Below are 13,217 nucleotides of genomic sequence, written 5' to 3' on the forward strand. Positions count from 1 at the left end.
AACTAAGATATACGAAATCAGAAGTCAGAAAGTAATGCTGGATTGGTTCAATAATAAAGATAAAAAACAAGAAGATAATGAATAAAAGAGGCTATCTATTATTAATGGGGTTGCTTCAAGCTCTATTTATCACGAACGTTATGGCACAAGAATTAAAAACTCCTACGCTGGAAGATCTAATTCCGGGTGGTGAAACATATCGTTATGCAAAAAACCTTTATGGGCTACAATGGTGGGGTGATGAATGTATAAAACCAAACATAGATACCCTGTTTGTTATTAATCCAAAGACGGGAAAAGAAAAGATTATCACTACACGGGAGATTGTAAACAAAGTATTGGAAGAAAACCAGTCCGGAAAAATACAACACTTCCACTCTGTCAGCTTTCCCTGGTCTGACAAAGAGCAAATGCTGATTAAGCTACCCGGTAAATATATTGTTTACGACTTCAAAAACAACCAAATAGTTTCCACAACAGCTCTGAAAAAAGAGGCTGCCAATCAGGATTACTGCACTACCACCGGAAATGTCGCTTATACAGTAGGCAACAATCTGTATATAAACGAAAATGCAATAACCGATGAATCCGAAGGTGTTGTCTGCGGGCAGTCTGTACATCGTAATGAGTTTGGCATCAGCAAAGGCACTTTCTGGAGTCCGAAAGGCAACTTGCTGGCATTTTATCGCATGGATGAAAGCATGGTTACAAAGTATCCACTGGTAGATATCACTCAACGTATAGCAGAAGTGAACAACATTCGTTATCCGATGGCAGGTATGACCAGCCATTTGGTAACAATAGGTATTCATAATCCTTCCAACGGAAAAACACTTTACCTGAAAGCCGGAGACCCGACTGACCGCTATTTTACCAATATCAGCTGGGCACCGGATGAGAAAAGTCTCTACCTTATAGAATTGAACCGGGATCAAAATCAGGCTAAACTCTGCCAGTACAACGCAGAAACAGGTGAGCTGATGGCAACACTTTTCGAAGAAACACATCCCAAATATGTAGAGCCTCAACAACCCATTGTTTTTCTCCCCTGGGATGCTACAAAATTCATTTATCAAAGCCAACGTGACGGTTTCAACCACCTGTATCTGTATGACACCACAGGCAAACAAATCAAGCAACTCACAGAAGGTAAATGGTTGGTCAGTGATATACTGGGATTCAACGAAAAAAAGAAAGAAGTTCTTTTTAGTGCCAACGACGCTACAGGACGAAATAACTTTTCTGTGAATATAAAAACAGGAAAAAGGAGTTTACCTTTCAGTATGCATACTACCACTGAAGGTGTACACAATGCTATTGCAAGTAAGTCGGGACGCTATGTGATTGACAATTATTCAACCCCTACCCTACCCAGAAAGATTGATATCATTGATACTCAGACAGGCAAAAGCGTTAACCTGCTTACTGCTTCCAATCCATTCCTTGGCTTCAAAATGCCGATTATCGAAACCGGTACAATCAAAGCCGCAGACGGTGTAACCGATATCTATTACCGCCTTATCAAACCTGCTGATATGGATCCGAATAAAAAGTATCCTGCCATTGTATATGTATACGGAGGTCCGCATGCACAGATGGTAACCGGAGGCTGGCAGAATGGCGCCCGCGGCTGGGATATCTATATGGCAAACAAAGGGTACATCATGTTTACTATTGACAATCGCGGCAGTTCCAATCGCGGATTAGAGTTTGAGAATGTAACTTTCCGTCATTTAGGTATTGAAGAAGGAAAAGATCAGGTAAAAGGAGTCGAATATTTGCAAAGCCTTCCTTATGTAGACGGCAATCGTATCGGTGTGCATGGTTGGAGTTTTGGAGGTCATATGACTACCGCTTTGTTGCTTCGCTATCCGGAAATCTTCAAAGTAGGTGTGGCAGGTGGCCCGGTGATAGACTGGGCATATTATGAGATAATGTACGGAGAGCGTTATATGGACACTCCACAAAGTAACCCGGAAGGATATGAACAATGCAATCTGAAAAATCTCGCCGGCAATCTGAAGGGACATTTACTCATTATCCATGACGATCATGATGATACTTGCGTGCCTCAGCATACATTATCTTTTATGAAGGCATGCATAGATGCCCGTACGTATCCGGATCTTTTCATTTATCCCGGACATAAGCACAATGTAATGGGACGTGACCGCATACATCTGCACGAAAAGATAACCCGTTATTTTGAAGATAACCTGTAACAATGGGCAATATGCCGATTGAAAAAGAAACGAGAGAAAAATAATAATAATAACAAGCGCTACATATCCGATGCCAACATTGGCATATTGGCATATTGGCCCATTAACCAATTATTGATATGAAACTGTTACTCTTAGGTTCGGGCGGCCGTGAACACGCTCTGGCGTGGAAAATAGCTCAAAGTCCCAAAGTAGAAAAGCTATACATCGCCCCCGGTAATGCCGGCACCTCTTCTGTAGGCGAAAACGTGAACATCAAAGCTACCGATTTTAATGCATTAAAGGCATTCGTTCTTAAGGAAAACATCAGCATGATTGTAGTTGGTCCCGAAGACCCATTAGTTGAAGGTATTTACGACTACTTTCAGGGAAATCCTGAGACGCAGCATATAGCTGTCATCGGTCCTACCCGCGAAGGAGCACGTCTGGAAGGTAGTAAAGAGTTTGCCAAAGAGTTCATGCAACGTCATAATATTCCTACTGCACGCTATAAAAGTATCACAGCCGACACACTGGAAGAAGGTTTTGCTTTCCTCGAAACACTGGAAGCTCCCTATGTTCTGAAAGCTGACGGACTTTGTGCCGGAAAAGGCGTTCTGATCCTCCCTACTTTAGATGAAGCTAAAAAGGAGCTGAAAGAGATGCTTAGCGGCATGTTTGGCGATGCTTCGGCAACGGTAGTCATTGAAGAATTCCTCAGTGGTATTGAATGTAGTGTATTTGTGCTGACAGATAGCGAACATTACAAAATACTCCCTGTAGCCAAAGACTACAAACGTATCGGCGAAGGTGACAAGGGACTTAATACCGGTGGTATGGGAAGCGTTACGCCTGTTCCATTCGCCAATGATGAATTCATGGAAAAAGTACGTACGCGTATTATCGAACCTACTGTAAATGGTTTGAAAGAAGAAGGCATTCTTTACAAAGGCTTCATCTTCCTGGGGTTGATAAAAGTAAAAGGAGAACCAATGGTTATTGAATATAATGTTCGTATGGGCGATCCTGAGACAGAAAGCGTTATGCTACGTGTCAAGAGTGACCTCGTAGATCTCTTTGAAGGTGTAGCAGAGAAGAACCTCGACACAAAAACACTGGAAATAGACCCACGTACGGCTGCTTGTGTAATGTTGGTAAGTGGCGGTTATCCGGAAGCTTACGAAAAAGGATTTCCTATCACCGGCTTCGATCAGGCTGTTGCCACAGACAGTATCCTATTCCATGCAGGTACTACCCTGAAAGACGGACAAGTAGTAACCAGCGGCGGACGTGTCATTGCTATTAGTTCGTATGGAAGTACTAAAGAAGAAGCACTGGCAAAAAGCTATAAAGTGGCTGAAATGGTACAGTTCGAAAAGAAGAATCTTCGAAGAGATATTGGTTTTGATCTGTAGTGAGGAAAGGTTATAACCCTATAACATCATAACTTTATAACCCTATAATGAGAAATAATAGACTACAAGGTCGGGTGACAGCAGGACGGTTTACATTGCCTGTTGTCATTCTTATCTGCACCATCTGCTGGATAAGTACTTCCTTTCTTTTGCCCGACATGAGTTCAGCAAAAGAGACGGGATACGCTTTGTGGCAATCTATTTGTACTTCCTGCCTGCCTTCCTGGGCAAACAGAATTATCAGCTTCATGCTATACGCCTCTATCGGTTATTTCTTGATTGAGCTAAACAACACATTCACTATTATCCGCATGCGCGCCTCGGTGCAGACCTCGCTTTACTTTCTTTTAGTTACCATCTGTCCAGGTATGCATTTGCTGTATGCAGGCGATATAGCTGCCGTAGCTTTTCTTATCTCATTGTTTTTCCTATTCAAGAGCTACCAGCAGCCTTACCCGGTGAGTTATATATTCCATTCCTTCGCCTTCATCGGTGCAGGAAGTTTATTATTTCCACAATTACTCTACTTCATCCCCCTTTGGCTGATAGGAGCTTATTCGTTTCAGTCACTCACAATACGCAGCTTCTGCGGAGCTATTATCGGAATAAGTCTTCCCTACTGGTTCTTATTGGGGCATGCCTTCTTTTACGGACAGATGGAATTATTCTACCAACCATTTATCGAATTGGTTCATTTCCAACCGATAGAATTGGGTAAGAATCTACAGCTTTGGGAACTTGTTACATTGATTTATCTGTTTATCCTCTTCATTGTCAGTGCTGCCCATTGTATTATTAGCGGATATGAAGATAAAATACGAACGCGTTCCTATCTGCATTTCCTGATATTCCTGAACTTCTGTATCTTCCTGTTCATTTTCCTGCAACCCATACACTGTATGGATCTGTTGTCACTCCTTCTGACCGGTGTCAGCATTCTCGTAGGACATCTTTTTGTATTGACCAGCAGCAAGACTTCTAACGTATTCTTTATCGGTTCCACCATCGGATTAATCCTCTTATTCTGCTTCAACGTATGGACGCTTTTATAAACTCAGTGATACAGCTACTTATCGACTGGGGTATTCCTGGTTTGTTTCTTTCTGCCTTACTGGCAGGAAGCATTGTCCCGTTCAGTTCCGAACTGGTGTTGGTAGCATTAGTAGAAGTAGGGTTAAACCCGGTCGCCTGTGTGCTCGCTGCTGCATTGGGAAATACTTTGGGTGGTATGACCTGCTATTATATGGGACATCTCGGCAAGGTAGACTGGATAGAGAAATACTTTAAAGTAAAAAAGGAGAAAGTAGATCGTATGGAGGCATTTCTGCAAGGCAAAGGGGCACTTATGGCATTTTTTGCTTTCCTTCCGTTTGTAGGGGAGGTGATTGCCATTGCACTGGGGTTCATGCGCAGCAATGTATGGCTTACGACGATTTCTATGTTTGCTGGTAAACTGATACGCTATATTCTCATGTTGCTTGCATTGAAAGGCATTATCAATTTCGTTTTATAATCATGAAACGGGTTATCGAACAAACAGCCGACGGGAGTGCTACTCTTTTCGTTCCGGAATTGAACGAGCACTATCATTCCGTGAAAGGTGCACGTACAGAATCCCAACATATCTTTATTGATATGGGCCTGAGTGCCTCTGAAGTGACCGAACCGCATATCCTCGAAATAGGTTTCGGAACAGGTTTGAATGCTCTGCTGACACTCGAAACTGCAGAAGCGACTCAAAGAAAAGTACATTACACCGGAATTGAGCTCTATCCCCTCTCCTGGGAAATGATAGAACCACTGGGCTATAGTGACAATCCGTTATTCAAAACGCTACATATTATTCCCTGGGAAGAGGATGCAATAATAACCCCCTATTTTACGTTAAGAAAAGTACAAGCTGACTTTACAACGTTTACTACGGATTGCTCGTTTGACATTATTTACTTCGATGCTTTTGCTCCCGAAAAGCAACCGGAGATGTGGTCACAAGAACTATTCGACCGGCTACACGTTAGATTAAGCGAGAAAGGCATACTCACCACCTACTGTGCCAAAGGAGTAGTACGCCGGATGCTCCAGACAGCAGGATTTACAGTAGAACGTCTCCCCGGCCCTCCGGGAGGAAAACGGGAAATACTGAGAGCAAGAAAATAAAACTGCCGGAGGGAAAATATACTAAACCCAAAGAACATATGAAACATATACCTCTTCTTCTGATAATCGTTCTTCTGGCTTCCTGCAACATGGGTAAGTCCGGGAAGAATCAAGATAATGGGAAACCCGTCATCACCGTCACCATAGAGCCTCAACGCTATTTTACCGAGGCTATTGCCGGAGATAAATTCGATATTATCAGTATCGTACCCAAAGGCAGCAGTCCTGAAACCTACGATCCTACCCCCCAGCAACTCGTTTCGCTGGGAGACAGTAAAGCATATCTACGTATCGGTTATATCGGTTTTGAACAAGTATGGATGGACCGCCTGATAAACAATACTCCGCATATACAGATCTTCGATACTTCCAAAGATATTGATCTTATCCTCGGAGAGGCACACGACCATGGCGATCACCAGCATGCCGGTGGAGTAGAACCGCACATCTGGAACTCAACCAATAATGCACTGATCATTGCCCGTAACACCTACAAGGCTCTCTGCCAGCTTGACAAAGAGAATGAGGCTTATTATCTGAACCGCTATGACAGCCTTTGCCAACGCATTATGCACACCGATAGCATCATCAGGAAAACCCTGCAACAGCCTGGTACAGCCCAAAGTTTTATGATTTACCATCCGGCTCTCTCCTATTTTGCCCGTGACTACGGTTTGCAACAGATTAGCATTGAAGAAGGCGGAAAAGAACCTTCACCTGCTCATTTGAAGGATCTGGTAGACCTTTGTCGCCAGGAAGATGTCCGTATCATTTTCATACAACCGGAATTTGACCGCCGCAATGCAGAAATTATTGCCAGGGAAACCGGTACTGACATCGTCCCTATCAACCCGCTGAGTTATGACTGGGAAACCGAAATGCAGGCTGTTGCTCAGGCACTAACGGATCATAACAAGAAATAAGATTCTCCCAATATGGCACAACCGATTATAGAAGTTCGTGGACTCTCCGCCGGATATGATGGTCGTACAGTATTGCACGACGTTAATCTCACTGTATATGAACGTGACTTCTTAGGAATTATCGGACCGAATGGAGGTGGAAAGACAACCCTTATCAGATGTATTCTGGGATTGCTGAAACCTACAGCCGGAAAAATCACTTATTATGGAGCAGATCACTCACAACTCCCGGCACTCAACTCCCAGTTTTTTATGGGTTATTTGCCTCAATACAACACAATAGACCGCAAATTTCCCATCTCTGTAGAAGAAGTAATACTCTCCGGACTGAGTTCTAAAAAATCGCTTATCAGCAAGTTTACAGCCCGGCAGCACGAAAAAGTTCATGCTGTCATCGCCCGTATGGGACTGGAAGGTCTGGAGAAACGTGCCATCGGACAACTCAGTGGCGGACAATTGCAACGTGCCCTGTTAGGACGTGCCATTGTCAGCGATCCATCCGTTCTCATTCTCGACGAACCAAGTACTTATATCGACAAACGTTTTGAAGCCCGTCTTTATGAGCTTCTGGCAGAGATAAACAAGGAATGCGCCATTATCCTTGTCAGCCATGACATTGGTACGGTATTACAGCAGGTAAAGTCTATCGCCTGCGTCAACGAAACGCTGGATTATCATCCAGACACAGGTGTCACAACAGAGTGGCTGGAACGTAATTTCAATTGCCCTATCGAATTATTGGGTCACGGAACGTTGCCTCATCGCATATTGGGGGAACATCACCATCATCATGATTAAAAAAAGCCCGAAGAACCCTGCTCACATTCGTTCATTAGCATGTAGAAGAAGCTAAATAGCTTTGTGTTTTCTATAGGCACACGGATGAAACTGGTAAAACGGATGACGACGGATCAGATTTTCTTACTTCCTGATTACCAATAAATAAAATAAAAAGATCCGTTATCATCTGTCCGATCTGTTTTATCTCGTATGCCATAAAAGTAGAATACAGTTTGATTCAAATCAGATCAGTAACGAAGATTATGGCTCTATCTTTTCGGTGACGAAAGTGCCCATAGACGGCATCGTTACCCTTGTCCGGTATTGTACTTTGTCTTTCTCAGAAAGGAACATTCTTTTTCTCGGTGCACAATCTTGTTTTAGATGTACATGTAAAGCTATACGAGATGCACATGTCGTACTGTCCCACATGCACATGTCGTATCGCTTTACATGTACATCTAAAACAACGTTACACACCGAGGCTTCATACGTTACTCTACGAGAGGGGGCTTTATCCATTGGCGTACGATCCACCGAAGTAAATAAGAACACAGCAGCCACCGGATTGTATAATCAGACTCTGCTAAGCTTGCACAGCACACTCCGTATTCATCCCCCCTGCCAGTATGTAAGAAATGCTCAGGGGATTACCTATACAAGCAACAAGTCGGTTTCTATAGCCTAGAATGATTGATAAATAGAAATCATGCTTTCTTCATCTGAATGAAGAAATGGCCTGCACCCAGATGGAATAGACATCACTTCTATCTGGGTGTATCATTTTATAAAAGATAAAATAGCACAAGAAAGTGTTCGCAAATTTGCAAACAATTTAAAAAAGTACTATCTTTGTAATAACAAACAAGCTAATATGGTCGTTACATTTGAAAAAGAATATTTGCGTGACTTGTACGAAAAGGGTATATCCCCTGATAAAAAGCATCGGTTTCAACCCGAAATTATCAAAAACTACATACGTCGCATTAAAACGCTTGAAGAAGCTGATGAAATAGAAGACCTATTCAGTATCAATTCATTGAATTACGAAATCCTCACAGGTGACAAGCAAGGAATCTCGTCAATAAGAGTGAACAATCAATATAGAATTGAGTTTACTGTAACACATCAAGAGAGTGAGCCTGTTATAACAGTGTGTAACATATTAGAGTTGTCAAACCATTATAAATAAGTTCATTATGATTACAATAAAGGGAGTTTCCCCCCAAATGATAGCCAACAACCTCACACCATGTATGGCTACACATCCGGGGGATATATTGAAAGAAGAAATTGAATATCGTGGTATTTCACAACGAAAATTTGCTGCGCAAATCGGTATGTCTTATTCCGTATTAAATGAAGTTCTGAATGCCAAACGTGCTATTACAACTGAGTATGCATTGCTATTTGAAGCAGCCTTAGGCATCAATGCAAAGTTGCTCGTCAACATGCAAACTGACTATAATATGCAAATAGCGAAGCAAAATGCAAGTTTCATGGACAAACTAAATAATATCCGTAAAATAGCAGCACTATTATAAACCCGACCGCAGGCAGAACTTTGCATAAAACAGTCCTACAGGAGGCAGGAGACTACTTCACCTCCTGTCCCCTTCCTAAAATCTTATAATAATTATTACTTTTACTTCTATTGTACACGTAAATCATTATCTTTGCGCCCACTTAACATGTTAATGAATAAACATCTATCGTCTTAATGAAACAGTACAAAACCGTAAACAACCTAATCGGTTGGCTTACTTTCATTATTGCTGCCACGGTCTATTGCATGACAATAGAGCCGACAGCCAGTTTCTGGGATTGTCCCGAGTTCATTACTACCGGCTATAAACTGGAAGTCGGCCACCCGCCCGGCGCCCCTTTCTTCATGCTGACAGCCAATCTGTTCTCACAGTTTGCTTCAGATGCTACCACTGTAGCCAAAATGGTAAATTACATGAGTGCCCTGATGAGTGGGGCCTGTATCCTATTCCTTTTCTGGAGCATCACCCATCTGGTACGTAAACTGATTATCAAAGACGAAAACAATATTACCACCGGTCAGTTAGTTACCATCATGGGTAGTGGCCTTGTTGGTGCATTGGTATATACATTCAGTGACACTTTCTGGTTCAGTGCCGTAGAAGGGGAGGTTTATGCCTACTCTTCCCTCTTCACAGCCGTTGTATTCTGGCTCATTCTGAAGTGGGAAGATGTAGCCGATGAACCGCATAGTGACCGTTGGATTATTCTTATTGCTTATCTGACCGGATTAAGTATCGGTGTCCACTTGCTAAACCTGCTCTGTCTGCCGGCTATCGTACTGGTATATTACTACAAAAAAGTTCCTAATGCCAACGCAAAAGGTTCTCTGTTAGCTCTCTTCGCTTCTATGGTGCTGGTAGGAATCGTGCTTTACGGTATCGTGCCAGGTGTAGTAAAAGTAGGCGGATGGTTCGAGTTGCTTTTCGTCAACAGTATGGGACTACCCTTCAATACCGGTGTAATTGTCTATATCATCATACTTGCCGCCAGTATCATTTGGGGAGTATACGAAAGCTATACCGAAGCCAGCCGTGCACGTATGAATATCTCTTTCATGCTGACTATTGCCTTGTTAGGAATCCCGTTCTACGGACACGGAGCAAGCAGTATTATTATCGGTATCATCGTACTCGCCGCATTAGGACTCTATCTGTTTGCTAAAAACCTCAATAAGAAATACCAGATTTCGGCCCGCAGTATGAACACCGCACTGCTCTGTACAATGATGATTATGGTAGGATACTCTTCGTATGCACTTATCGTAATCCGTTCTACTGCCAATACTCCGATGGACCAGAACTCTCCGGAAGATATCTTCACGTTGGGCGAATATTTAGGACGTGAACAGTATGGTACACGCCCGTTATTCTACGGACAAGCTTACTCTTCAAAGGTAGCTCTGGAAGTGAAAGACGGATACTGCATCCCTGTAGAGGCAAACAGTACAACCAAATACATCCGCAAAGAAAAAACGTCATCGGAAGAGAAAGATTCGTATGTTGAAGTACCGGGACGTGTAGAATATCAATATGCACAGAACATGCTCTTCCCGCGTATGTATAGTAGTGCACATATTCCGCAGTACAAAGGCTGGGTAGACATCAAAGGATATGACGTACCCTATGATGAATGCGGCAACGCAATTATGGTCAATATCCCCACACAGTGGGAAAATATCAAGTTCTTCTTCCGCTACCAGCTCAACTTCATGTACTGGCGTTACTTTATGTGGAACTTTGCCGGACGCCAGAACGACATCCAGGGCAGCGGCGAAATAGAACATGGTAACTGGATTACAGGTATTCCTTTCATCGACAACTGGTTGGTAGGCGATCAAAGCTTGCTTCCGCAGGAACTGAAAGACAATAAAGGGCACAATGTATTCTACTGCCTGCCCCTGTTGCTGGGTCTTATCGGACTATTTTGGCAGGCATATCGAGGCCAGAAAGGCGTACAACAATTCTGGGTAGTATTCTTCCTGTTCTTCATGACGGGTATTGCCATTGTGCTCTACCTCAACCAAACTCCCAGCCAGCCCCGCGAACGTGACTATGCTTATGCCGGTTCGTTCTACGCATTCGCTATCTGGGTCGGTATGGGTGTAGCAGGTATCATCAAACTGCTGCGCGACTATACCAAGATGCAAGAATTACCGGCTGCTATTCTTGTCTCTGTACTCTGCCTGCTGGTACCCATTCAGATGGCAGGCCAGACCTGGGATGACCACGACCGTTCAGGACGCTATGTAGCCCGTGACTTCGGACAAAACTACCTGATGTCCTTGCAGGAAAGCGGCAATCCGATTATCTTCACCAATGGTGACAACGACACATTCCCGTTGTGGTACAACCAGGAGACAGAAGGCTTCCGCACAGATGCCCGCACCTGTAACCTGAGTTATCTGCAAACAGACTGGTATATTGACCAGATGAAACGCCCTGCTTATGACTCTCCGTCACTGCCAATCACCTGGGACCGTGTTGAATACGTAGAAGGAACGAACGAATACATACAAATTCGCCCGGAGATTAAAAAGACAATTGACGCTCTTTACGCACAGGCAGACAGTAGCGGCAACCCGGAAGCATTGCAAAATATCCACAATGAATTCGGTGAAGATCCGTATGAACTGAAGAATATCCTTAAATACTGGATACGTTCAGACAAAGAGGGCCTGCATGTCATCCCGACAGACAGTATCGTCATCAAGATTGATAAAGAAACGATACGCCGCAGTGGCATGAAGATTCCGGAAGCTTTGGGCGACTCTATCCCCGATCATATGAATATTCTGCTGAGAGATGACAATGGAAACCCGAAACGTGCCCTCTATAAGAGTGAACTGATGATGCTTGAGATGCTGGCAAATGCCAACTGGGAACGTCCTATGTATATGGCTATCACCGTAGGCAGAGAAAATCAGTTAGGTATGGACAAGCATTTCGTTCAGGAAGGACTCGCCTCTCGCTTCACACCGTTTGAAACCAAGAAATTGGGGGCAACCATAGACAGCGAGAAGATGTACGACAACCTGATGAATAAGTTTAAATTTGGTGGTATCGACAAGCCCGGCATCTATATCGATGAAAACGTGATGCGTATGTGCTATACACACCGCCGTGTTTTCGCGCAACTCATCGAACAGCTGATGAAGGAAGGTCAAAAAGACAAAGCCCTCGCTGCTTTGGATTATGCCGAGAAGATGATTCCTGCTTACAACGTACCTTATGACTGGCAGAATGGCGCCGTACAAATGGCGGAAGCCTACTATCAGTTAGGACAAACCGAGAAAGCAGACAAAATCATGGATGCATTGGCCAATAAGGCACTCGAATACATGACCTGGTATCTCAGTCTGGACGACTCACAATTCTTCGTATCAACCCGGGAATTCGAGTACCACATAGCCTTACTGAATGAAGAGCTGAAACTCATGGAGAAATATAAATCGAAACTGTCAGAAAACTATTCCGGCAAACTGGACGAACTGTACGGCATGTACGTCTCCCGTGTAAAAGGAACGAGATAGAAAGATGTTTATAGAGCAACCACCGTGGTTTTTCCGCATTTTATACCCGAAAGCTATCTTCCGGATGAACCCTGCCGAAAAAGCAGTTTACCTGACTTTCGATGACGGGCCTATTCCGGAAGTAACTCCCTGGGTGCTGGATCTGCTGGATAAGTATGAGATCAAAGCCACTTTCTTTATGGTAGGTGACAATGTACGGAAGTATCCGGATATTTTCCGGATGGTGATTGAGCACGGGCACCGGATCGGTAACCACACCTTCAATCACATCCGTGGATTCGAGTATTCCGCAAATGATTATCTGGAAAATACGGATCGTGCGAATCAAGAGATGAAGACCGATCTTTTCCGCCCGCCACACGGACACATGGGATTCAAGCAATATCACGCGCTGAAACAGTACTACAGCATTATCATGTGGGATCTGGTAACACGTGACTATAGTAAGAAAATGCGTCCCGAACAGGTGTTGGCAAACGTAAAACGCTATGTACGGAATGGTTCTATCATCACGTTTCACGATTCGCTGAAATCCTGGAATAACGGAAACCTTCAGTACGCTTTGCCGCGTGCCATCGAGTTTATGAAAGAACAAGGCTACGAATTCAAGATGCTTCCACACTTCCCGCATGGAGAGGTTCGGCAAGCGGACAGGTAACGAAAA

At 43.6% G+C, this 13,217-nt stretch carries 11 protein-coding genes; all 11 read left to right on the plus strand.

What is annotated here, in order from left to right; all coding sequences use genetic code 11:
* The first annotated feature begins 77 nt into the window (after positions 1–77).
* The 11 genes from VCM39_RS21915 to VCM39_RS21965 all read left to right on the plus strand — a co-directional run bounded on the left by VCM39_RS21915 (position 78) and on the right by VCM39_RS21965 (position 13,211).
* On the plus strand, positions 78–2,222 hold the full coding sequence (locus VCM39_RS21915) for a S9 family peptidase (RefSeq protein ID WP_323674017.1): 2,145 nt from the start codon (positions 78–80) through the stop codon (positions 2,220–2,222).
* A gap of 119 nt (positions 2,223–2,341) precedes the next feature.
* On the plus strand, positions 2,342–3,616 hold the full coding sequence (gene purD / locus VCM39_RS21920; RefSeq protein ID WP_289292622.1) for a phosphoribosylamine--glycine ligase: 1,275 nt from the start codon (positions 2,342–2,344) through the stop codon (positions 3,614–3,616).
* Between the two features lie 47 nt (positions 3,617–3,663).
* Positions 3,664–4,668 (plus strand): hypothetical protein, encoded by a 1,005-nt coding sequence (locus VCM39_RS21925; RefSeq protein ID WP_221648429.1) that lies wholly within the window; start codon positions 3,664–3,666, stop codon positions 4,666–4,668.
* On the plus strand, positions 4,653–5,129 hold the full coding sequence (locus VCM39_RS21930) for a YqaA family protein (protein WP_221648428.1): 477 nt from the start codon (positions 4,653–4,655) through the stop codon (positions 5,127–5,129). Before VCM39_RS21925 ends, VCM39_RS21930 begins: the two co-directional genes overlap by 16 nt.
* Before the next feature lie 2 nt (positions 5,130–5,131).
* Complete coding sequence (gene mnmD / locus VCM39_RS21935; RefSeq protein WP_221648427.1) at positions 5,132–5,773, plus strand: tRNA (5-methylaminomethyl-2-thiouridine)(34)-methyltransferase MnmD; 642 nt, start codon at positions 5,132–5,134, stop codon at positions 5,771–5,773.
* Between the two features lie 38 nt (positions 5,774–5,811).
* Positions 5,812–6,696, plus strand: a complete 885-nt coding sequence (locus VCM39_RS21940; protein WP_221648426.1) for a metal ABC transporter solute-binding protein, Zn/Mn family — start codon at positions 5,812–5,814, stop codon at positions 6,694–6,696.
* Between the two features lie 12 nt (positions 6,697–6,708).
* Positions 6,709–7,494, plus strand: a complete 786-nt coding sequence (locus tag VCM39_RS21945; RefSeq protein WP_322933575.1) for a metal ABC transporter ATP-binding protein — start codon at positions 6,709–6,711, stop codon at positions 7,492–7,494.
* A gap of 856 nt (positions 7,495–8,350) precedes the next feature.
* The gene (locus VCM39_RS21950; protein WP_002558569.1) at positions 8,351–8,668 is read left to right on the plus strand and encodes a type II toxin-antitoxin system RelE/ParE family toxin; all 318 of its coding nucleotides are present in this window, start codon (positions 8,351–8,353) and stop codon (positions 8,666–8,668) included.
* A gap of 7 nt (positions 8,669–8,675) precedes the next feature.
* On the plus strand, positions 8,676–9,020 hold the full coding sequence (locus tag VCM39_RS21955) for a HigA family addiction module antitoxin (protein WP_221648419.1): 345 nt from the start codon (positions 8,676–8,678) through the stop codon (positions 9,018–9,020).
* Between the two features lie 176 nt (positions 9,021–9,196).
* Entirely contained in the window at positions 9,197–12,553 is a 3,357-nt protein-coding gene (locus tag VCM39_RS21960) for a DUF2723 domain-containing protein (protein WP_322933574.1), read from the plus strand.
* Between the two features lie 4 nt (positions 12,554–12,557).
* Positions 12,558–13,211, plus strand: coding sequence for a polysaccharide deacetylase family protein (locus VCM39_RS21965; protein ID WP_221648417.1), 654 nt, complete (start codon positions 12,558–12,560; stop codon positions 13,209–13,211).
* Positions 13,212–13,217 lie beyond the last annotated feature (6 nt).

The sequence above is a fragment of the Bacteroides mucinivorans genome, assembly GCF_034654355.2.
Lineage (GTDB): Bacteria > Bacteroidota > Bacteroidia > Bacteroidales > Bacteroidaceae > Bacteroides > Bacteroides nordii.